This window comes from Microbacterium kribbense (genome assembly GCF_039537285.1).
Classification (GTDB): Bacteria; Actinomycetota; Actinomycetes; order Actinomycetales; family Microbacteriaceae; genus Microbacterium; species Microbacterium kribbense.
In genome coordinates, this window is record NZ_BAABAF010000001.1 from 579,170 (window position 1) to 599,818 (window position 20,649).

A 20,649-nucleotide genomic window follows, 5' to 3' on the forward strand; every position below is an offset into this window, starting at 1 on the left:
TCGTCGATGACGACAAGCACGTGCGCCTCATCGCATATAGCCGGCACGACACGGTCACGGCGAGCCGGCCGGTGGGGCGTCAGTTGCCGAAGTGCGGCGAGGCCGGCACCTCCGGACGTGCCGCCTCTTCGGCGGCGGGGCGCTCACGCGGCACCGTGACGATGATCGAGATGATGGCGATCACGACCATGAACAGGTTGAACAGCAGTCCGATCGCCCCGCCGAAGCGCATACCCACATTGTTCTGATTGCCGATGAACAGCCCCAGGCTGCGGATGACTCCCGGGTCCACGGACTGCGCGGCGACGTACAGGGCCGCCGAGATCGCCACGCCGATCGCGTTGCCCAGCGACGACGCCATCTTGTAGATGCCGGACGCGGCACCCACCTGCTTCTCGGGCACGTTCGACAGCGCCGCGTCGGTGGACGGGGTCGCATAGAAGCCGAGTCCGACGCCGAACAGCGTGAATCCGAGGAACGCCAGCACGATGTACTGCCCGACCAGGACGAAGGTCATCGAGCACATCAGGATGCCGACGCCGGTGATCACACTGCCCCAGATCATCGGCCGGCGCGGCCCGAACCGCTGCAGCAGCTTCTCGCCGACCCGAATGGTGGCCAGGATCGCGATCAGGTAGCCCAAGGTCAGCAGCCCGGACTGCAGCGCGGAGAACCCGGCCGCCACCTGCACCAGGCCCAGCGCCACGATCAGCGTCCCCGCCGCACCATTGAGCAGGAAGTTCGACACCGTGGCGCCGGTGAAGGTCGGATTGCGGAACACGCTCAGGTCCACGAAGGAGTTGCTCTTGGCGGTCTCCACCTGGAAGAAGAGGATGCCGAAGATCACGAACAGCGCGATCAGCGCGATTCCAGCAACGCTCAGCCAGCCGATGTTCGGCCCCTGCGAGATGTAGACGTTCACCGCCACGAGCGCGATGACGAAGCAGACCAGCCCCGTCCAGTCGAACCGCGCATCGCCCGTGCCCGGGGCCGGTGCCGTACGGGACTCGGGCGTGCCCCGCAGCAGGAACAGCGCCACGAGCGACAGTACGATCGAGATCCAGAAGATCGAGCGCCAGCCCAGCACGGACGTGGCCATGAGCCCGCCGAACAGCGAGCAGAACCCCGAGCCGCCCCACGATCCGATCGACCAGAACGACAGCGCGCGCTGACGCGCCCGGCCCTGATAGTGCGTCTTGATCAGCGCGAGGCTGGCGGGCATGACGCAGGCGGCGGACAGCCCCTGCACGGCGCGCCCGGTCAACAGCATCCCGGAGGTGAGGCCCCCGACATCGGGCGGCGTCAACGCGATCAGCAGCGAGCCGAGGATGCTCAGGAAGACGCCCGCGTACAGGATCCGAACGCGGCCGACCCGGTCGGCGAGCCCACCGGCGACGACGATGAAGATGCCCGAGAACAGCGAGGTGGCCGCGACGGCCAGGTTGCCCAGGGTGCGGGTCACGCCCAGTTCACCCTGGATGCCGGGGATGACGTTGAGCAGGGTCTGGGCGAACAGCCAGAAGTTGATGACGGCCAGAACGATGCCCAGCAGCCAGCGGTCGCTGGGCTTCCAGACGGTCGCCGCTGCCGCGGTGGATCCGCTCACTTTTCGACCCCTCCCTCACGGCTGCGCCTCCGACGGGGCGCTTTGTCAGAGTACGTCCGGCCACCGGCCGAGGAGGGGGGCCTGGTCGGAGCAGGCGACCGCATCGATGGCACAGTCTCAGCTCGGGCCGAGCCGGAGCACGTTGTGCTCGTCGATGGTCAGGTCGTCGACGATCCGCAGCGTGCGGGCCAGGGCGTCCAGCGCGGGAACCAGGGTGCCGAACCGCTCGCGCTGCGGGCACACCGCGGTGAGTGTGACGAAGTGCGTCGTCACGTCCCAGGTGTAGGTCGCGAACGGGGGCGTACCCGGATCGGCGGGCATCGGCATCAGCAGGCGCTCGCCCATCCCCAGGTGCGGGTTGCGGAACGCCTCGGTGTCGTCGTACTCCATCGGCATCATGGCGCGGGCGGTGCGCAGGTGCGGCGTGGCCTCCCGCAGCTGCGCCATCGCGACCAGCAGCTCCGGGTCGTCCTTCCACACCCAGACCAGCACCCGACCGTCGGCCTTGCGCATCAGCAGCGGCGTCGCCTGGCTGAGTATCCACGCGAACACGCCGCCGCCCGATCCAGGTCCCGCGCCCAGCGCGGTGCCGGCCTGGGCCAGCAGCATCCGGATCGCCGATTTGCGGTGCCGGCGGCCGCGCAATCCCAGCGAACCCGTGACGGGCACCCAGCGATCGGGGGACGCGTCGGCCTGCAGTCTCGGCATGGGATCAAGGGTAGGCCTGCCGCCGTGCCCGTGTCGCGCCGACATTGTGCACGCGCACCCGACCCGCTCCAGGGGAACGCCCGGATGCTCGGCTACAGTGTTACCGGCGCGCGCCGCGCCGAAGCAGAGAGAGGCCCCCATCACACCGTGACTGCCGCCGCACCAGCGGATCCGCAGGATGCCGCCGCCGCACAGCCGCAGCACCCGCCCGTCCCTCCGCAGCGACCGCTGACCGTGCTCATCGGAGCCGACACCTTCGCTCCCCATGTGAACGGGGCGGCCCGCTTCGCCGAGCGGCTCGCCGCGGGCCTGGTCGCCCGCGGCCACGATGTGCACGTCTCGGCGCCCAGCGCCGGGCACCGCAACCATGGCACGTTCGTCGAGGAGATCGAAGGTCAGTCGGTCACCGTGCACCGGCTGCCGTCCTGGCGCTGGTACCCGCACGACTGGCTCACCTTCGTGCTGCCCTGGCTGAGCAAGCACTATGCCCGCAAGGCGCTCGACGAGGTGCAGCCTGACGTCGTGCACATCCAGTCGCACATCGTGATCGGCCGGGGGCTCGCACGCGAGGCGCGCAAGCGCGGCATCCCCATCATCGCCACCAACCACGTGATGGCCGAGAACATCCTCGATTTCACGACGCTGCCGCCGCTGCTGGACAAGCTGCTCCTCAAGCTCGCGTGGGACGATGCCGCGCGCACGCTGAAGATGGCGCGTGCGGTGACCACGCCCACCCGCAAGGCGGCCGACTTCCTCGAGCGGACGATCGCCATCTCCGGCGTGATCCCGGTCTCATGCGGAATCGATCGCACGCACTACCGCCCGGACCTGACCCCGCGGGACGCGAACCGCATCCTGTTCGTCGGGCGCCTGACCAGCGAGAAGAACGTCGATGTGCTGCTGCGCGCCGTACATGCGCTGGATGCCGCGCTGGACGTGCATGTGGACATCGTCGGCAGCGGCGACCAGCGCCGCAGCCTCGAACAGCTCGCGCACCAGCTCGAGCTCGACGAGCGGGTGACCTTCCACGGGCACGCCTCCGAAGACGACCTGCGCGACATCTACTCCCGGGCGAGCGTGTTCGTCATCGCCTCCATCGCCGAACTGCAGTCGATCGCGACGCTGGAGGCGATGGCGTCGGGTCTGCCGGTGATCGCAGCCGACGCGATGGCTCTGCCGCACCTGGTGCACGACGGCGAGAACGGCTATCTGTTCCCGCCTGGCGACGTCGACGCACTCGCCGATCGGATGACCCAGGTGCTCAGCGCCGACCCGGCACAGCGCCTGCGCATGCAGCAGGCATCGCTGGAGGGTGTGATCATCCACGACATCAACCGGACGCTGGACACGTTCGAGGCGCTCTACCGCGGGCAACCGCTGCCCGACTGAGAGTGCATCCACGCGCGGGCATCGAAATCCACCTTCGCAGACACCCCCTTGTGCGCATACGCACACGCGAATAACGTGTGGCCCGAGGCGCCAGGGAGGCGCCCAGGAGGCGAATGAAGATGTTCGCAGTATCCCCGTTCGTTCCGTTGGCCATCGGTTTCTTCGGGCTCGGGACGGGCTATCTCATCTATGGTCCGCAAGAACTGTTCGGCTGGCCACGACGCGACGCGAAAGTCGATGCCGCAACCGGCATGTGGGGCATCTGGTTGCCCGGCGCCTGTCAGCTGTTCGCCGGCATTCTGCTGTTCGTGGGCATGACGTGGTTCCAGGTGTTCAAAGACGCGCCGCTGTACATGGCCGCGCTCGCGTTCTCGGCATATGGCATCCACTGGTTCGTGCTGGGCAACAACCGGGGCAAGCAGCTGGACGCGCGCCCCAACGCCGGCATGTGCGTCGCGTACTTCATCCTCTCGGTCGTCGGCCTGCTGATCTTCTTCATCGCCGGCGACTGGGCTGTCGGTCTGCTGTTCGTCGGACTGGCGCTGATCTATGCCGCCGACTTCTTCGCGTCGATCGGCGTCAAGGCGGCCGAGCGCGCACTGGGACTGGTGCACATCGTGACCGGCCTGTGGCTGATGTGGCTGATGATCGCCTCGGCGTTCAACTTCTCGCTGGGCACGCACCTCGTGCTCTGAGGGCCCGGCGGCGCCTGGTGCGCGCGGAGTGCTCGTGTCCGCGACCGCACCAGGCGCTCGTGTGCGCGCGGGTCTCGGCACGCCGTCCGAACCCGGCGCGCGACCTCGGCCGCGGCCGGCACGCTCTTGCTTCGGCCTCCGTCGCGAGATAAACTTGAGCCTGTACGACTCAAGTTTGTCGAGTCGCGGAAGACGTCAAGGAGACACATGAACGCGCAGCCCCAGGCCGGGCAGGAGGAGCAGCAGAGCCCGCTCGAGCAGTTCGGCATCAACCTCACCGACCGCGCCCGGCAGGGAAAACTCGACCCGGTCATCGGTCGCGACGCCGAGATCCGCCGGGTCAGCCAGGTGCTGACCCGGCGCACCAAGAACAACCCGGTGCTCATCGGCGAACCCGGTGTCGGCAAGACCGCCGTGGTCGAGGGGCTCGCGCAGCGCATCGTCGCCGGCGATGTGGCCGAATCGCTCAAGGGCAAGGACCTGATCGCGCTGGACATCTCGGCGCTGGTGGCCGGCGCGATGTACCGCGGCCAGTTCGAAGAGCGCCTCAAGAGCGTGCTCAAGGAGATCACCGAGTCCGAGGGGCGCGTGATCACGTTCATCGACGAGCTGCACGTGCTGATGGGCGCCGGCGGCGGCGAGGGGTCGGTGGCGGCGTCCAACATGCTCAAGCCGATGCTCGCGCGCGGCGAGCTGCGCATGATCGGCGCGACCACCCTGAACGAGTATCGCGAGTTCATCGAGAAGGATGCCGCGCTGGAGCGCCGCTTCCAACAGGTCTACGTCGGCGAGCCCAGCGTCGAGGACACCGTCGCGATCCTGCGCGGGCTGAAGGGCCGGTACGAGGCGCACCACGGCGTGACGATCAGCGACAGCGCGCTGGTGGCCGCCGCGGCGCTGTCCAATCGCTATCTGCCCAGCCGGCAGCTGCCCGACAAGGCGATCGACCTGATCGACGAGGCGATGAGCCGGCTGAAGATGGAGATCGACTCGAGCCCCGTCGAGATCGACCAGCTCAAGCGCCAGGTCGACCGGATGCGCCTGGAGGAGCTGGCTCTGAAGAAGGAGAAGGACGACGCCTCGAAGGAGCGACTGGCCAGGCTCCGCGAGCAGATGGCCGAGGCCGAGCAGGAGCTCGGCGGGCTCGAACAGCGGTGGGCGCGCGAACGCGCGGGACTGAACCGGGTGGGCGAGCTGAAGAAGCAGCTCGACCAGGCCACGACCGACCGCGACCGCGCGCTGCGCGACGCCGACTACGCCCGGGCGTCGCGCCTGGAGTACGAGACGATCAAGAAGCTGCAGCTGCAGCTGGCGGAGGCCGAGCAGGCCGAGTCGGAGCCCACCGAGCCGAGGATGGTGGGCGACCAGGTGACCGACGACGACATCGCCGCCGTCATCGCCGCGTGGACCGGCATCCCGGTCGGCCGGCTGCTGCAGGGCGAGACCGAGAAGCTGCTGCACCTGGAGGCGGAACTGGGCAAGCGCCTGATCGGGCAGAAGGCCGCCGTCACGGCGGTGGCCGACGCGGTGCGCCGCTCGCGCGCGGGCATCAGCGACCCGAACCGGCCCACCGGCTCGTTCCTGTTCCTGGGCCCGACCGGCGTCGGCAAGACCGAACTGGCCAAGGCCCTGGCCGAGTTCCTCTTCGACGATGAGCACGCCATGGTGCGCATCGACATGTCGGAGTACGGCGAGAAGCACACCGTCTCGCGGCTGGTCGGGGCCCCTCCCGGCTACGTCGGGTACGAACAGGGCGGGCAGCTGACCGAGGCCGTGCGCCGGCGCCCCTACAGCGTGGTGCTGCTGGATGAGATCGAGAAGGCCCACCCCGAGGTGTTCGACGTGCTGCTGCAGGTGCTCGACGACGGCCGGCTCACCGATGGACAGGGGCGCACGGTGGACTTCACCAACGTCATCCTGATCCTCACCTCGAACCTGGGCTCGCCGATCCTGATCGACCCCGTGCTGTCGGCCGAGGACAAGCGCGAGCAGGTGATGGCGCTGGTGCGCCAGTCGTTCAAGCCCGAGTTCATCAACCGGCTCGACGACATCGTCATGTTCCAGGCGCTGACCGAGGACGACCTCGCCCAGATCGTCGAGCTGTCCGTCGACCAGCTGCAGCGCCGGCTCGCCGACCGCCGGCTGACCCTGGCGGTCACACCGGACGCGCGCGCGTGGCTCGCCCAGCGCGGGTACGACCCGATCTTCGGTGCGCGGCCGCTGCGCCGGCTCATCCAGTCCGAGATCCAGGACGGTCTGGCCCGGGCGATCCTCAGCGGCGGCGTGCACGACGGCGACGTCGTGCGGGTGGATGTCGACGCCGCCGGGGCCGCGCTGGTGCTCACCAGCACCGGCCCGGCCGAATCGCCCGGCGACGACGTGATCGAGGCCGAGCTGATCGACTGAGCGACGCGGTGGCCCGGCGTCTGCGGATCCGCGGGATAATCGAGGTATCTGCGTGCTTTCAGCCGATGGCCGGGCAGATGCGAAAAGGAGAATATCGATGGCGGAGATGCGTGGACCGCGGCGGCTGGGACCGCTGTCATGGCTGGTCGGCGACTGGGAGGGCGACGTCGGCGAAGACGTCTCGTACCACAACAAGGATGATGAGACGGTGCCTACCGGCTACTTCGAGAAGGCATCGTTCCGCCCCATCCCCATCCAGGAGAACGGCCAGCAGGCCATGGACGGCCTCAATTACAAGATGACGGCGTGGCGGCACGGCGAAGAGGCGATGGATCCGTTCCACGACGAGGTCGGCTACCTGCTGTGGGAGAAGACGACCGGTCAGGTCATCCGCACCGTCGTGTTCGGCCGCGGCATCGCGCTGATGGCCGGCGGCGACGTCGCGCTGTACGACGAGCAATTCACGCTGCGTGCGACCCCGGGCGACCCGAACTACGGCATCCTGCAGAACAAGTACCTGTCGCGGCGCGCCGAACTGCGCCGCTTCGACTGCACGTTCACGCACCACGCAGACGGCACGTTCAGCTACGAGCAGACGCTCGTGCTCAAGCTCGCCGCCACCGGCGGTGTCGAGATGGACCACACCGACAAGAACACGCTGCACCTGGTCAAGCGCATCCATCCGAGCGTCGAGTTCGCCTGACCGGAGGAGCATGACATGCCGCGGTTGACGGCGGCCGGGTCGGCGTACCCGGCGCCGATGCTCGATGTGACGCAGTGGTTCGGCTCCGAGACCTCCCTCGCGCAGCTGCGCGGCCAGGTCGTCATGATCGAGGCGTTCCAGATGCTGTGCCCCGGCTGCATCAGCTATGGGCTGCCGCAGGCGCAGCGGGTGCACAAGCTGTTCCCCGACGTAGCCGTGCTCGGCCTGCACACCGTGTTCGAGCACCACGAGGTCACCGGGCCCGCCGCACTGAAGGTCTTCCTGGACGAGTTCGGCATCTTCTTCCCGGTCGGCGTCGACCGGCACGACGGGCAGCGGATGCCGGTGACGATGCGCGCCTACGAGCTGCAGGGCACGCCGTCCACCCTGCTCGTCGACCGGGCGGGCAACCTGCGGTTCACCCACCTCGGCGCCGTGCCCGAGTTGGAGCTGGGCGCGATGCTCGGTGAGCTGCGGGCCGAGCCGGCGCCGGCCTGACCCGCGCCGCTCAGTCCACCATGGAGGTGGCCCAGTCGGCGGGGCCGTTCGAGCCGGCGGGGTAGTCCTCCAGCGGCACGTCGCCGCGCTCCCACGCGTCGCGCACCGGCTGGATGATCCGCCAGCACTGCTCCGCGGCGTCGGCACGCACCGACAGGGCGACGTCGCCGTCGAGGATCTCGCTGAGCACCTCGGTGTAGGCCTTCAGGGTGCCTTCGCCCAGGTCGGTGTCGAGGATCTCGCGGTGCAGCGCGAACGGGTCGTCGCCGCCGTTGACGTTCAGCTCGAGGCTGATCTGGTCGGGGCCCAGCAGAAAGCGCAGCACGCCGCCGTCGGCGGGGATGCCGGTCAGGCCGACCGGAACGTGCCGCACGGGGCGGAAGGTGACGACGATCTCGGCGCGCTTCTCGCCGAGCGCCTTGCCGCTGCGCAGCGTGAACGGCACGCCCTTCCAGCGCGCGGTGCGCACCTCGCAGGTGATCTCGGCGAGCGTCTCGGTGCCGCGGGTGGGGTCGACGCCGTCCTCCTCGACATAGGAGGGCACCTTGCGGTCGCCGATCGTGCCGGCGGTGTAGCGGCCGCGCCGGGAGAAGTGCACCGGGTTGTCGCGGTGGATGTAGGTGGCCCGCAGCGCCGCGGCGGTCGCCGAACGGAAGTCCATCTCACCCAGCGTCGACGGCGGCTCCATCGCGAGCACGGCCAGCACCTGCAGCAGATGGCTCTGGATCATGTCGATCATCGCGCCGGCCTTGTCGTAGTAGCGCGCCCGGTTCTCCAGCGCCAGCGACTCGTCGTAGCGCACCAGCACCGATTCGACGTGGTCGGCCGACCAGACCGGCTCGATCACCCGGTTGGCGAACCGCACGCCGAGGATGTTCAGCAGCGTCGACCGGCCCAGGAAGTGGTCGACCCGGAAGATCTGGTTCTCGGGCACCAGCTGCAGCAGGCTGTGGTTGAGCTCCTGGGCACCGGCCTCGTCGCCGCCGAACGGCTTCTCCAGGGCCAGCACGGTGTCGGCGGGCAGCTCGATCTGCGCCAGCGCGGCGCAGGCGGCGACGGTGACCGCCGGCGGCACCGCGAAGTACAGCACGAGGGAACCCTCGATGCCGGCCAGCAGCTTCTTCAGATCGGCGACCTTGGTGATGTCGGCCTGCGCGTAGGTGGTGCCGGCGACGCGCTCGACCATGTCTTGGGCGTTCGTCGAGGCGAACGAGGTGCGCACGGCGGACTGCCAGCGCTTGTCCGTCCAGGCATCCGAGCCCGCTCCGCGCAGTGTCACGTGCCGCTCCGGTTCGCGTTGCAGCAGCTGGCCGAGCGCGGGCAGGAGCAGGCGCGAGGTGAGATCGCCGGACGCCCCCAGAATCAGAAATGTCGTCGTCTTGGGCATGACTTTCACGATATCGGCTCGCCCGCGCTGCGCAACGGCCTCTCGCCGATCGCATCGACAAGTGCCAGACTCGGAGGCGATGACAGTACCGATTGAGGATTACGCACTGCTGAGCAATTGCCGCACTGCGGCACTGGTCTCACGCGAGGGCAGCATCGATTGGCTCTGCCTGCCGCGCCTGGACTCGGCATCCGTGTTCGGCGCGCTGCTGGGTGATGACGACCACGGCAGCTGGAGCCTGCGCCCGAGCGATCCCGGCGCCACCGCGAAGCGGCACTATGACCACGACACCTTCATCCTGATCACCCGGTGGACCACCGCCGACGGCGTCGCCGAGGTGCACGACGTGATGCCGATCGCGGCGCACAAGCACGCCCACACCGACCGGGTCGACGTCATCCGGCGCGTCGTCGGCGTCAGCGGCCGGGTGCAGTTCGACCACGCGCTGCGGCTGCGGTTCGACTATGCCCGTGCGATGCCGTGGGTGCGCCAGACCGGCACCGCCGACGAGCCCGAGATCATCGCGATGGCCGGGCCCGACGCGATCATGCTGCGCGGGGCGGCGATGAAGGCGGCCGATCACGTGCACCGGGGCACGGTGACCGTCGATGCCGGTGAGCACGTGGACGTCACGCTGACGTGGTTCCGCTCGCACGTGACGCACCCTGATCGGCTGGATGTGGAGGAAGCGCTGATCCACACCCGCGGCTGGTGGCAGTCCTGGGCCGATCGCATCGAGCACCACGGGCCGCACCGCGCCGAGGTGGTGCGGTCGCTGCTGATCCTGCGAGCGCTGACCAACCGTGAGACCGGCGGCATTGCGGCGGCGGCCACGACATCCCTGCCCGAGGATTTCGGCGGGCAGCGCAACTGGGACTACCGGTTCGTGTGGCTGCGCGATGCGGCCCTGACCCTGGAGGCCCTGCTCGATCACGGCTTCATCAAGCTTGCCGAGCACTGGCGCGAGTGGCTGGTCCGCGCGGTGGCGGGGGACCCGAACGACCTGCAGATCATGTACGGGCTGGCCGGCGAGCGCGACTTGGTCGAGCGTGAACTGACCAGCCTGCCCGGCTACGCCGGCTCGACGCCGGTGCGCATCGGCAACGGCGCCGCGCTGCAATACCAGGCTGATGTGGTCGGCGAGGTGATGGTCACGCTGTCGGCGGCACGGGAGGCGGGCCTGTCGGAGTCGAAGTTCTCGTGGTCGCTGGAGCGGCAGCTGGTGCGCTATGCCGCCGAGCAGATCGACCGGCCCGACAACGGGCTGTGGGAGATCCGCGGCGAGCCGCAGATGTTCACGCACTCCCGGGTGATGGTCTGGGCGACCTTCGACCGCGCCGTGCACGCCGTCGAGGCGCACGGGCAGAAGGGGCCGGTGGCGCACTGGCGCGAACTGCGCGACCGGATGAAGGACGAGATCGACGCACAGGGCGTGCAAGACGGCCACTTCACGCAGTACTACGGCACGGATGAGGTCGACGCCTCGCTGCTGCTGCTGCCGCAGGTCGGATTCTGCGAGGCGGACGACCCGCGGATGCTGGCCACCGTCGCCCGCATCGAGCGGGACCTGCTGCAGGACGGCATGCTGCGCCGCTACCGGAACGCCACCGGCGTCGACGGGCTGCGCGGCGAGGAGAGCCCGTTCCTGGCCTGCTCGTTCTGGCTGGTCGAGCAGTACGCCGCAACGGGCCGGCTCGACGAGGCGCGCGAGCTGATGGGCCGACTGTGCGACCTGGTCAACGACGTCGGGATGCTGTCGGAGGAGTACGACGCGGGCGCCAAGCGCCAGGTCGGCAACACGCCGCAGGCGTTCTCGCACCTGGCGCTGGTGCGCGCCGCCGACGTGCTCGCCCTGGCGCGCCGCAAGCAGCGCTAGCGGGACGAGCACGCCGCCGGTCACGCCTTGAGCGCTTCGGCCAGCTTCACTCGCGCCCCCATCCGCAGCAGCGAGTTGCGGTAGATGCGCGAGCCGACCACGATCGCGGCCAGGCAGGTCGCGATCAGGATGGCCAGCGACAGCAGCGGCTCCCACCACATCGCGTCGCCCAGGTACAGGCGCAGCGGCATCGCCACCGGCGCAGAGAACGGCACGTACGACATCACCGCGAGCACGAGCGGATTGTCGTTGAACAGGATCACGAGCACGTACGGCGCCACGATCAGCATCGTCAACGGCATCGTGGTCGAGCCGATGTCCTCCTGCCGCGAGATCATCGCCCCCGAGCCGGCGAACAGCGCCGCCAGCAGGATGAAGCCGAACAGGAAGAACACCGCGAACCACACGATCGGTCCGCCCAGCCCCGCCAGGACGGCGCCCTGTCCGGTCACGCTCAGGCCGATGGTCGCGATCGCCGCCAACAGGATGATCTGCCCCATCGCCAGGATCGTGTTGCCGATCACCTTGCCGGCCATCAGCACCCGCACCGGAATCGCCGAGATCAGGATCTCGACGACCCGGGTCTGCTTCTCCTCCACGACGCTCTGCGCGATGGTGCTGCCGAACATCGACGCGGCCATCAGGAACACCACGCCGAACCCGATCGCCACCAGATAGCGCAGCAGCGCATCCTGCGAGGTGGTGTTCAGCAGCTGCACGGTCGGTGACACGCTCAGCTGGGCGACCAGGCTCTCGGGCGCCGAGTCCTGCGCGACGATCTTGATCTGCACGGGTGACTGGGCATCCGGCACCAGCGCCGCCGACACCGTGCCCGCCTTCACCAGGGCGATGGCGGCCGCGGTGCTGTCTGCTCGGGTCAGCGCCAGACCGGGCACGTCGGCCACCAGGGCGGCGGTCTCGCCGGTGACGGCGACATCGGTCTGGGACGGGTGGGCGGCGGCGATGCCGCCCCAGATCACGCCGGCGAGGGCGGCCAGCAGCAGGATCGCCGTCGAGATGACGAACGCCTTGCTGCGCAGCTTGGACTCGACCTCGCGGGTGGCGACCAGCCACGTGCTCTGCGCGATCGAGGGGGCCGGGGGGATGCCGGTGGTGCTCACTGGATGACCTCCTTGAAGATCTGGGCAAGGGTGGGACGCTGTGGTGCGAAGCTGTGCACGGGGCCGGCCTGCACGGCGCGGGCCAGCACCCGCTGCGCGGTCGCCGGCTCGTCCACGTCGAACACCGCCGAGCCGGTGGCGAAGTCGACCACGCTCACGCCGGGCTCGGCGCGCAGCCAGCCGGCGTCGCCGGCGATGGTCAGTGTGTAGCGCTGCCCGGAGTACTCCTCGCGCAGCGCGTCGGCTGGGCCCTTCGCGCGGATGGTGCCGCCGGCGATGATCACCAGGTCGTCGCACAGCCGCTCGACGACGTCGAGCTGGTGCGATGAGAACAGCACCGCCACGCCGCGCGCGGCGCGCTCCTGCAGCACGGCGGCGACGGCATCCACCGCCAGCGGGTCCAGACCCGAGAACGGCTCGTCGAGGATCAGCACCTGGGGGTCGTGCACGAGTGCGGCGGCGATCTGCGCGCGCTGCTGGTTGCCCAGCGACAGCGTCTCGACCTTGTCATTCAGGCGCTCGCCAAGGCCCAGCTGCTCCAGCAGGTCCGTGGCGCCGGCGGTGGCATCCGCTTTCGGATACCCGTGCAGTCGCGCAAGATAGGCGATCTGCTCGCCGACCTTCATCTTCGGGTACAGGCCGCGCTCTTCGGGCATGTAGCCGAAGCGGCGGCGATCGGTGTCGCCGATCGGCGCGCCGTCCAGGAGCACCTGGCCGCCGTCGGCGTCGAGCACGCCGAGCGCGATGCGCATCGTCGTGGTCTTGCCGGCGCCATTGGCTCCGACGAATCCGGTCAGCCGCTCGGGCCGGACCGCGAACCCGACGTCGTCGAGCACCCTGCGTCCGCCGTAGCTCTTGGTGATGCCGCTCAGTTCGAGCATCCGTCCTCCTCCAGGTCGTGCTTCTACGCTACGGATCCCGGCCCGTGGCGGCATCCCCCTGCAGGCGATGTGTGCGCCTCCCCCGCAAGGGGAGCCGGCGCCGTGGTCAGTGGGGGCTCGCCAGCCCCAGCCGGTCGGCGACCACGATCGCCTGCACCCGGTCGCGCGCGCCCAGCTTTTGCAGCACGTTCGACACGTGCGTCCTGACGGTGGCCGCGCCGATGTACAGCTGCCGGGCGATCTCGGCGTTGCTGCGGGCATCCGCCATCAGCGCCAGCACCGCGGCCTCGCGCTCGGTCAGGTCGACGGCGAGTGCCGGTCGCGATGCTTCGGTCCCTGCGGGTCGGAGCGAGTGTGCGGGCTGTGTTGGTTCGTCACGAATTGCGGGTTCGCGGCCGTCGCGCCCGCGATCTCTGGCGACCGAGCGGATGCTGCTGCCGTGGACACCGCTCCCGGAGCCTCCGCAGGCGGCGCGCCGGGCGCCGCGGCGAACCGGGCGATCACCTCGGGCGAGAGCAGCGCGTCGCCGGCCGGTGCAGAACTCCTTCGATCCGGTCGCCGACCCGGCGGTTCGGCCGCGATTTCGCCCATCCGGCGCGGGTTCAGAGGAGTTCTGCACAGCCTGCAAGGTTGACCGAGTCTCGTGCACCACTGCGGCGGCTGCCCGCGCGGGGCTGTTTCCGCGGGGTCTTGACACCGGGACTTGTTCGTTGCAACCTTGCTTGCAAATAACAAGTCGCACGGGAAGGAGCCGACATGGCCACCAACATCTTCGTCAACCTCCCCACGAACGACCTCGAGCGCAGCAAGGCGTTCTACGCCGCGCTCGGCACGTCGCTGAATCCGCAGTTCACCGACGACAACGCCGCGTGCATCGTGTGGGACGACAACGTCTTCTTCATGGTGCTGCGGCGCGAGTTCTTCGCGACCTTCACCGACAAGCCGATCGGCGACCCGGCCGTCTCCGTGCAGGCGTCGACGGCGTTCAGCTGCGACTCACGGGAGGAGGTCGACCGCATCATCGAGGCGGGCTTGGCCGCCGGCGGCGCCGAGCCGCGCCCCGCGCAGGATCTCGGCTTCATGTACAGCCGCGACCTGGATGACCCGGACGGCAATTCCCTCGGATTCCTCTACATGGCGCCCGAGGCCGTCGAAGTGGGTCCTGAGGCCTACATGGACGACCACGGTCAGGACGTCGCCTAAGTGGCGGCCCGCGGCTACGGCCAGTACGGCGGTGTCGCCGCGGCCGTCGAACTGGTGGGCGAACGATGGGCGCTGCTCATCGTCCGCAATCTGCTCGTCGGCCCGCGGCGCTACACCGACCTCAAACAGGGGTTGCCGCGCATCCCCACGAACATCCTGTCCGCGCGGCTGAAAGAGCTGCAGGAAGGCGGGGTCGTGCGCCGGGTGCCCCTGCTGCGCTGCGGACTCGTCTATGAACTCACCGAGTACGGCCGCGAGATCGAGCCGGTCGTACTGGGTCTGGCACGGTGGGGGCTCGGTGCACTGGGCGACCCCGGCGACGGTGATGTCTTCACGGCCGACTCGCTGACGGTGGTGCTGCGCGCGGTGTTCCGCAAGGACGCCGAACCGGGCGACTACGAGCTGCGCGTCGACGACATCGCCCTGCGGATCCAGGTCGGCGACGACGTGCGCATCACCCAGCTGGCCCCGCCCGCGCCGCCGGGCGGGGGCACGCCGCCGGCGGGCGAGGCCCGGATCACGATCACGGCGGGCAGCGGCATCCGTCACCTGCTCTCGGGGCGCAAGGATGCCGCCGCCGCCCTCGCCGACGGGGACGTCGCCGTCGCGACCGGCGACCCCGCTCTCCTGGAACGATTCGCCGCGACATTCCGCCTCGATTCCGTCGAGGCGGACGACGAAAAGAGGATCGCATGACCGGACGCATCGTCATCGACCTGTTCAGCACGCTCGACGGCGTGGCACAGGCGCCGGGCGGGCCCGAGGAGGACACGTCGGGCGGCTTTCGCTTCGGGGGGTGGCAGGCCCCGCTCGGCGACGAGATGACCGGCCGCCAGATCATGGCCGGGATGGAGTCGCTGGATGCCCTGCTGCTCGGCCGGCGCACGTATGACATCTTCGCCGCGTACTGGCCGCATCACACCGATGGCCCCGAGGGCGGCATCGGCCGGCTGTTCGACGCCGTGCCGAAGTACGTCGCCTCGCGCGGCACACCGCAGCTCGACTGGCGGGGCAGCAGCCTGCTCGGGCCCGACCTGGAGGCCGAGCTCGACGCGCTGCGCGAGCGGCACGTCGAGGTGCATGTGATCGGCAGCATCGACTTCGCCCGCACGCTGCTGGATCGGCAGCTGTTCGACGAGCTCGTGCTGTGGGTGTACCCGATCGTGCTCGGCGAGGGCAAGAAGGTGTTCCCCGACGGCGCGGTGCCGGCACGGCTGCGGCTGGTCGCGGCATCCGCGCCGTCACCGGTGGGCGTGGTCCAGCTGCGCTATGCGCCCGACGGGGCGCCGACGACCGGCGACCTGACCTGAACCTGGGCCCGGAGGCCCCCCGGTGCATCAGCCGAAGATCATCGGGACGTCGTCGTCATCGCCGCCGGCCAGATCGAGGTCGACGACCACCGGCACGTGGTCGCTGGGGATCTCGCCCTTGCGCTCATTGCGCTGGATGGATGCCCCGGTCACGGCATCCGCGAACGCGTGCGAGCCGAGGATGAAGTCGATGCGCATGCCCTCGTTGCGCGGGAAGCGCAGCTGCTTGTAGTCCCAGTACGTGAACCCGGTCGGCACCAGGGGACGGACGACATCGGTGAGCCCCGCCGCCTCCAGCGCCGCGAACGCGGCGCGCTCGGGCGGCGACACATGCGTGGACACGCCCTCGACCACGGTCGGGTCGCCGTTGTCGGCGTCGGTCGGGGCGATGTTGAAGTCGCCGACCAGCGCCAGCGGCAGCTGCGGGTCGCGGGTCAGCTCGTCGTCGGTATGGGCGGCCAGCGCGGTCAGCCACTCGAGCTTGTAGTCGTAGTGCGGGTCGCCCAGGGCGCGTCCGTTGGGCACGTACAGGCTCCACACCCGTACGCCGTCGATCAGGGCGCTCAGCGCCCGCGCCTCGAGCGGCTGATTCGCGCCCTCCCGGCCCTTGGCGAATCCGGGCATCCCCGGGAAGGACTCCTGCACGTCCTCCATCGGCAGCCGGCTCGCGATCGCGACGCCGTTCCACTGGTTCAGCCCGTGCGCGTGCACCTCGTAGCCGGCATCCTCGAACGGCCCGTATGGGAACTGGTCGGGCCGGCACTTGATCTCCTGCATGGCCAGCACGTCGACGTGCTCGCGCACGGCGAAATCCACGGTGCGGGCGACGCGAGCGCGGATCGAGTTGACATTCCAGGTGGCCAGGCGCATGCCATCCAGCCTATTCCGCTGCCGCCCGGCCTGCCCCCCGCAGCGGCTCGCGGGGTCAGTCCGACGACGCAGTGCCGATCAGGATGCCGCGGGCGAGGCTGTGGAAGTGCCGGTTGAACCCGAGGACGGCCGGCGTCGAGCCCGGCGCGAGGTCCAGGTGCGACACGTCGAGGGCGTCGACGACGTAGAAATACCGGTGCACGCCGGTTCCCGCCGGCGGTGCCGACCCGATGTAGCGCTCGGTGCGCGCCTCGTTCGGCAGGGTCACCGCACCGGCCGGCAGCGCCCCGGCGGTGCCGTTGCCGGCGTCGGCATCCAGCGAGGTGACCGACGGATCCAGGTCGTAGACGGCCCAGTGCCAGAAGCCGGACCCCGTCGGCGCGTCCGGGTCGAAGCATGACAGCGCGAAGCTGCGGGTGCCCTCCGGCGCCTCCGACCAGCTCAGCTGCGGCGAACGATCCGCGCCGCCCATGCCCGCCCCCCAGCACTCCTTCGGCACCGGTCGGCCGTTCTCGAAATCAGCACTCGTGACCGTCATCGCGGGGAAGTGCTTCAGCCGCGCCAGCTCTGCATACGGGTCGTACTCCAGCATCCCGTCCTCCTTCGTCGCAGTCCTGCCGCCCAGGCTACCCGGCGCGCCGGGTCGCCGCGGCCGCACGGCGTCGTGCAGAACTCCTCCAGAAACCGCCCGGGTGGCCCGGAACGGCCCTGATATCGACCGCGCTCTCGAAATCAGAGGAGTTCGGCGCACGCCCGCGCGTCCCGGTGGCGCCCGCGAGGCCCGGCGCGCCCGCGCGATCCCGTCGTGGCCACGTCCGCCTCAGTGCGCGGGCACCGCCGCCAGGGCGTGCAGGATGTCTTCGACCCGCTCCTTCGCGTCGCCGAAGAGCATCTGCGTGTTGTCGCGGTAGAACAGCGGGTTGGCGACGCCGGCATAGCCGGACGCCATCGACCGCTTGAACACGACCACGTGCGCGGCCTCCCACACCCGCAGCACCGGCATTCCGGCGATCGGGCTGCCGGGGTCTTCGGCCGCTGCCGGGTTGACGGTGTCGTTGGCGCCGATCACCAGCACCACGTCGGTCTCGGCCAGGTCGTCGTTGATCTCATCCATCTCGAGCACGATGTCGTACGGCACCTTCGCCTCGGCCAGCAGCACGTTCATGTGCCCGGGCAGCCGCCCGGCGACCGGGTGGATGCCGAACTTCACGTCGATGCCCCGCTCCCGCAGCCGACGGGCCAGGTCCGCGACCGGGTACTGCGCCTGCGCGACGGCCATGCCGTAGCCGGGGGTGATCACGACGGTGGATGCCCCGGTCAGCAGCTGCGCCACGGCGGCCGCGTCGGTGTCGTGGTGCTCGCCGGCCGGCTCGTCACCGTCCTTGCGCGGTGCCTCGATGCCGAAGCCGCCCGCGATCACCGAGATGAACGACCGGTTCATGGCCTTGCACATGATGTACGACAGGTACGCGCCGGACGAGCCGACCAGCGCGCCGGTCACTATCAGCAGGTCGTTGTTCAGCAGGAACCCAGCGGCCGCGGCAGCCCAGCCCGAGTAGCTGTTGAGCATCGAGATGACCACCGGCATGTCGCCGCCGCCGATCGAGGCGACCAGGTGCCAGCCCAGGGCCAGCGCGAGCACGGTGACCACGACCAGCAGCCACAGCTGCGGGGTGATCACGTACCAGACCGTCAGGGCGATGAACACGACGATCGCGCCGATGTTCAGTGCGTTCTTGCCGGGCAGCATCAGCGGCCGCGACGAGATCTTCGCCGACAGCTTCAAGTACGCCACGATCGAGCCGGTGAAGGTCACGGCGCCGATGAACACGCCGATGAACACCTCCGCACGGTGGATGCCGAGCAGGTTCGGCGCGATGCCCTCGACCGACAGCGCGCCGTTCCAGCCGACGAGCACGGCGGCGGCCCCGACGAAGCTGTGGAACAGCGCGATCAGCTCCGGCATCCCGGTCATCTTCACGGTCGCCGCGCGCCACAGGCCGATCGCGGCGCCGATGGCCATGGCGACCACCAGCAGGATGAAGCCGAGCACCGCGCCGGGCTGACCCCAGGCGTCGGCGATCATCAGCCACAGTGTGGCCAGCAGCGCGATGATCATGCCGACGATGCCGTAGACGACGCCGCCGCGCGCGCTCTCGTGCCGGCTCAGACCCGCCAGGCTCATGATGAACAGCAGGGCGGCGACGATGTACGACGCGCCGGCGATCGCGCCGGCCAGGACCTGGTCGTTCATCGGGTGGCACCCTTCGCCGCGCGGGACGTATCGGCGGGGGCCTTGACGAACATCGACAGCATCCGCTCGGTGACGGCGAAGCCGCCGAAGACGTTGATGCTGGCCACCAGCACGGCCAGCGCGGCGAGGATCTGCACGATCAGGCTCGGTGAGATCAGCTGCACCATGGCGCCGACGATGATGATGCCCGAGATCGCGTTGGTCACGCTCATCAGCGGGGTGTGCAGCGCGTGCGTCACGCGCCCGATCACGTAGAACCCGACCACGACCGCCAGCGCGAGCACCAGGAAGTGCTGCGGCAGCGGCGGCGGCGAGATCGCGCACAGGGCGAACAGCGCAGCCATGCCGAGCGCGATGAGCCCGGCCCGCTTGCCGGAGGACATCTTGGGCTTCACAGCCGGGGCGGTGGATGCCTCAGCGGGCTTCGCCGCTGCCGGCGCCGCCGAGACCTGGATGGGCGGCGGCGGCCAGGTGACGTCGCCATCGCGCACGACGGTGACGGCGCGCTGCACGACATCGTCGAAGTCGATGCTCAGCTCGCCGTCCTGCTCGGGGGTGAGCAGCGTGAGCAGGTTGACCAGGTTCGTGCCGTACAGCTGCGACGCCTGGGCCGGCAGACGCCCCGCCAGGTCGGTGTAGCCGAGGATTTTGACGCCGTTCGCTGTGACGGTGCGCTCGCCGGCGACGGAGCCGGCGACGTTGCCGCCCTGCGCGGCGGCCATGTCGACGATGACGCTGCCCGGGCGCATCGCCGCGACGTCCGCTTCGGTGATCAGCCGGGGCGCCGTGCGCCCGGGGATCTGCGCCGTCGTGATGATGATGTCGACATCGCGCGCCTGCTCGGAGTAGATCTCGGCGGCGCGCCGGTCGTAGGCGGCGCTGGTGGCCTTGGCGTAGCCGTCGGTGGACTGCTCGACCTGCACGTCGACCGGCAGGTACTCGCCGCCGATCGAGCGCACCTGGTCGGCGACCTCGGGCCGCGGGTCGGTGGCCCGCACGATCGCGCCCAGGCTGGAGGCCGCGCCGATCGCGGCGAGCCCGGCGACTCCGGCGCCGGCCACGAGCACCTTCGCCGGCGGCACCTTGCCGGCAGCGGTGACCTGGCCGGTGAAGAACCGGCCGAACTCATGCGCGGCCTCGATGACGGCGCGATAGCCCGAGATGTTGGCCATCGAACTGAGCACGTCCATCGACTGGGCGCGCGAGATGCGGGGGACGGCATCCATCGCCAGCGCCGTCACGCCGCGGGCGGCCAGCCGACTCAGCAGGTCGGGTTCCAGCGCGGGCGAGAGCAGACCGATCAGCGTCGCGCCGGGTGTCAGCAGGGCGATCTGGTCGGGCGTGGGCGCCGTCACCATCAGCACGACGTCGGCCGCCCACGCCGCGGCGGCATCGACCAGGGTCGCTCCGGCATCCGCATAGGCGTCATCGGGGAACGAGGATGCCGCACCCGCCGATCGCTGCACGAGAACGTCGTAACCCAGTCTGCGGATCCGCGCGACGGTGTCCGGTGTCGCGGCCACGCGGTTCTCGCCGGGGGATTGCGCGACTATGCCGATGCGCATCAATGGACTCCCTCTTGCCGTCGGCCGCGCGGGTGCATGACGGGAACGTGCCCCGCAGCGGAAAATCGTCGATGTCACCGACTATAGGTGCGCTTCGCGCCCGGATCGCGGTCTTGCCCGCGATCCGGTGCGAAAGAACCGGCGGATCTTCGCGTGCCGGAAGGTGCGCGGCCGCCG

19 protein-coding genes are annotated in these 20,649 nt (G+C 69.8%); 9 read left to right on the plus strand and 10 right to left on the minus strand.

Annotated elements, in window-relative coordinates:
• Positions 1-79: 79 nt before the first annotated feature.
• Complete coding sequence (locus ABD705_RS02670; RefSeq protein ID WP_344780232.1) at positions 80-1,606, minus strand: MFS transporter; 1,527 nt, start codon at positions 1,604-1,606, stop codon at positions 80-82.
• 117 nt (positions 1,607-1,723) lie between these two features.
• Positions 1,724-2,314 carry a hypothetical protein gene (locus tag ABD705_RS02675; protein ID WP_344780234.1) on the minus strand — a complete coding sequence of 197 codons (591 nt, stop codon included), beginning with the start codon at positions 2,312-2,314 and terminating at the stop codon, positions 1,724-1,726.
• Positions 2,315-2,461: 147 nt separating this feature from the next.
• Here ABD705_RS02675 and ABD705_RS02680 point away from each other — a divergent pair, with 147 nt between their 5' ends.
• The 5 genes from ABD705_RS02680 to ABD705_RS02700 all read left to right on the plus strand — a co-directional run bounded on the left by ABD705_RS02680 (position 2,462) and on the right by ABD705_RS02700 (position 8,005).
• Positions 2,462-3,703: a glycosyltransferase gene (locus ABD705_RS02680; protein WP_425562011.1), complete on the plus strand. Its 1,242-nt coding sequence runs from the start codon at positions 2,462-2,464 to the stop codon at positions 3,701-3,703.
• A gap of 119 nt (positions 3,704-3,822) precedes the next feature.
• The gene (locus tag ABD705_RS02685) at positions 3,823-4,398 is read left to right on the plus strand and encodes a hypothetical protein (RefSeq protein ID WP_344780236.1); all 576 of its coding nucleotides are present in this window, start codon (positions 3,823-3,825) and stop codon (positions 4,396-4,398) included.
• A 207-nt stretch (positions 4,399-4,605) separates the two neighbouring features.
• Entirely contained in the window at positions 4,606-6,804 is a 2,199-nt protein-coding gene (locus ABD705_RS02690) for an ATP-dependent Clp protease ATP-binding subunit (protein ID WP_344780238.1), read from the plus strand.
• Between the two features lie 97 nt (positions 6,805-6,901).
• A complete protein-coding gene (locus ABD705_RS02695; RefSeq protein ID WP_344780240.1) occupies positions 6,902-7,507 on the plus strand; it encodes a heme-binding beta-barrel domain-containing protein in 606 nt (201 codons plus the stop codon).
• A gap of 15 nt (positions 7,508-7,522) precedes the next feature.
• Entirely contained in the window at positions 7,523-8,005 is a 483-nt protein-coding gene (locus ABD705_RS02700) for a TlpA family protein disulfide reductase (RefSeq protein WP_344780241.1), read from the plus strand.
• Positions 8,006-8,015: 10 nt separating this feature from the next.
• On the opposite strand, the gene ABD705_RS02705 is transcribed toward ABD705_RS02700, so the two are convergent.
• Complete coding sequence (locus tag ABD705_RS02705; protein ID WP_344780243.1) at positions 8,016-9,392, minus strand: glucose-6-phosphate dehydrogenase; 1,377 nt, start codon at positions 9,390-9,392, stop codon at positions 8,016-8,018.
• Between the two features lie 79 nt (positions 9,393-9,471).
• Between ABD705_RS02705 and ABD705_RS02710 the strand changes: the two genes are divergently transcribed.
• On the plus strand, positions 9,472-11,268 hold the full coding sequence (locus ABD705_RS02710) for a glycoside hydrolase family 15 protein (RefSeq protein WP_344780245.1): 1,797 nt from the start codon (positions 9,472-9,474) through the stop codon (positions 11,266-11,268).
• A 20-nt stretch (positions 11,269-11,288) separates the two neighbouring features.
• Here ABD705_RS02710 and ABD705_RS02715 read toward each other — a convergent pair whose 3' ends face one another.
• The 3 genes from ABD705_RS02715 to ABD705_RS02725 all read right to left on the minus strand — a co-directional run bounded on the left by ABD705_RS02715 (position 11,289) and on the right by ABD705_RS02725 (position 13,550).
• The gene (locus ABD705_RS02715) at positions 11,289-12,389 is read right to left on the minus strand and encodes an ABC transporter permease (protein ID WP_344780247.1); all 1,101 of its coding nucleotides are present in this window, start codon (positions 12,387-12,389) and stop codon (positions 11,289-11,291) included.
• Positions 12,386-13,270 (minus strand): ABC transporter ATP-binding protein, encoded by an 885-nt coding sequence (locus ABD705_RS02720; RefSeq protein WP_344780249.1) that lies wholly within the window; start codon positions 13,268-13,270, stop codon positions 12,386-12,388. The genes ABD705_RS02715 and ABD705_RS02720 overlap by 4 nt, the downstream gene beginning before the upstream one ends.
• A 106-nt stretch (positions 13,271-13,376) precedes the next feature.
• Complete coding sequence (locus ABD705_RS02725) at positions 13,377-13,550, minus strand: LuxR C-terminal-related transcriptional regulator (protein ID WP_425562012.1); 174 nt, start codon at positions 13,548-13,550, stop codon at positions 13,377-13,379.
• Between the two features lie 476 nt (positions 13,551-14,026).
• Here ABD705_RS02725 and ABD705_RS02730 point away from each other — a divergent pair, with 476 nt between their 5' ends.
• The 3 genes from ABD705_RS02730 to ABD705_RS02740 are packed head-to-tail and all read left to right on the plus strand — an operon-like array spanning position 14,027 to position 15,783.
• On the plus strand, positions 14,027-14,473 hold the full coding sequence (locus ABD705_RS02730; RefSeq protein WP_344780251.1) for a VOC family protein: 447 nt from the start codon (positions 14,027-14,029) through the stop codon (positions 14,471-14,473).
• Complete coding sequence (locus ABD705_RS02735) at positions 14,474-15,169, plus strand: winged helix-turn-helix transcriptional regulator (RefSeq protein ID WP_344780253.1); 696 nt, start codon at positions 14,474-14,476, stop codon at positions 15,167-15,169.
• Positions 15,166-15,783, plus strand: a complete 618-nt coding sequence (locus ABD705_RS02740; RefSeq protein ID WP_344780255.1) for a dihydrofolate reductase family protein — start codon at positions 15,166-15,168, stop codon at positions 15,781-15,783. Before ABD705_RS02735 ends, ABD705_RS02740 begins: the two co-directional genes overlap by 4 nt.
• A gap of 27 nt (positions 15,784-15,810) precedes the next feature.
• Here ABD705_RS02740 and ABD705_RS02745 read toward each other — a convergent pair whose 3' ends face one another.
• From ABD705_RS02745 to ABD705_RS02760, 4 genes are all read right to left on the minus strand, one after another.
• Positions 15,811-16,653: an exodeoxyribonuclease III gene (locus tag ABD705_RS02745; protein ID WP_344780257.1), complete on the minus strand. Its 843-nt coding sequence runs from the start codon at positions 16,651-16,653 to the stop codon at positions 15,811-15,813.
• A 55-nt stretch (positions 16,654-16,708) separates the two neighbouring features.
• Entirely contained in the window at positions 16,709-17,245 is a 537-nt protein-coding gene (locus ABD705_RS02750) for a YbhB/YbcL family Raf kinase inhibitor-like protein (RefSeq protein WP_344780258.1), read from the minus strand.
• Between the two features lie 228 nt (positions 17,246-17,473).
• On the minus strand, positions 17,474-18,907 hold the full coding sequence (gene pntB, locus ABD705_RS02755; protein ID WP_344780260.1) for a Re/Si-specific NAD(P)(+) transhydrogenase subunit beta: 1,434 nt from the start codon (positions 18,905-18,907) through the stop codon (positions 17,474-17,476).
• Positions 18,904-20,472 (minus strand): Re/Si-specific NAD(P)(+) transhydrogenase subunit alpha, encoded by a 1,569-nt coding sequence (locus tag ABD705_RS02760; protein WP_425562013.1) that lies wholly within the window; start codon positions 20,470-20,472, stop codon positions 18,904-18,906. The genes pntB and ABD705_RS02760 overlap by 4 nt, the downstream gene beginning before the upstream one ends.
• Between the last annotated feature and the right edge of the window lie 177 nt (positions 20,473-20,649).

Excerpts from the sequence above, each read along its gene's own strand:
- ABD705_RS02675 (WP_344780234.1), bottom strand. The coding sequence starts at position 2,314 with ATGCCGAGACTGCAGGCCGACGCGTCCCCCGATCGCTGGGTGCCCGTC.
- ABD705_RS02685 (WP_344780236.1), top strand. The coding sequence starts at position 3,823 with ATGTTCGCAGTATCCCCGTTCGTTCCGTTGGCCATCGGTTTCTTCGGG.
- ABD705_RS02760 (WP_425562013.1), bottom strand. The coding sequence starts at position 20,472 with ATGCGCATCGGCATAGTCGCGCAATCCCCCGGCGAGAACCGCGTGGCC.
- ABD705_RS02705 (WP_344780243.1), bottom strand. The coding sequence starts at position 9,392 with ATGCCCAAGACGACGACATTTCTGATTCTGGGGGCGTCCGGCGATCTC.
- ABD705_RS02710 (WP_344780245.1), top strand. The coding sequence starts at position 9,472 with ATGACAGTACCGATTGAGGATTACGCACTGCTGAGCAATTGCCGCACT.
- ABD705_RS02695 (WP_344780240.1), top strand. The coding sequence starts at position 6,902 with ATGGCGGAGATGCGTGGACCGCGGCGGCTGGGACCGCTGTCATGGCTG.
- ABD705_RS02700 (WP_344780241.1), top strand. The coding sequence starts at position 7,523 with ATGCCGCGGTTGACGGCGGCCGGGTCGGCGTACCCGGCGCCGATGCTC.
- ABD705_RS02740 (WP_344780255.1), top strand. The coding sequence starts at position 15,166 with ATGACCGGACGCATCGTCATCGACCTGTTCAGCACGCTCGACGGCGTG.
- ABD705_RS02750 (WP_344780258.1), bottom strand. The coding sequence starts at position 17,245 with ATGCTGGAGTACGACCCGTATGCAGAGCTGGCGCGGCTGAAGCACTTC.
- ABD705_RS02720 (WP_344780249.1), bottom strand. The coding sequence starts at position 13,270 with ATGCTCGAACTGAGCGGCATCACCAAGAGCTACGGCGGACGCAGGGTG.
- pntB (WP_344780260.1), bottom strand. The coding sequence starts at position 18,907 with ATGAACGACCAGGTCCTGGCCGGCGCGATCGCCGGCGCGTCGTACATC.
- ABD705_RS02730 (WP_344780251.1), top strand. The coding sequence starts at position 14,027 with ATGGCCACCAACATCTTCGTCAACCTCCCCACGAACGACCTCGAGCGC.
- ABD705_RS02690 (WP_344780238.1), top strand. The coding sequence starts at position 4,606 with ATGAACGCGCAGCCCCAGGCCGGGCAGGAGGAGCAGCAGAGCCCGCTC.
- ABD705_RS02745 (WP_344780257.1), bottom strand. The coding sequence starts at position 16,653 with ATGCGCCTGGCCACCTGGAATGTCAACTCGATCCGCGCTCGCGTCGCC.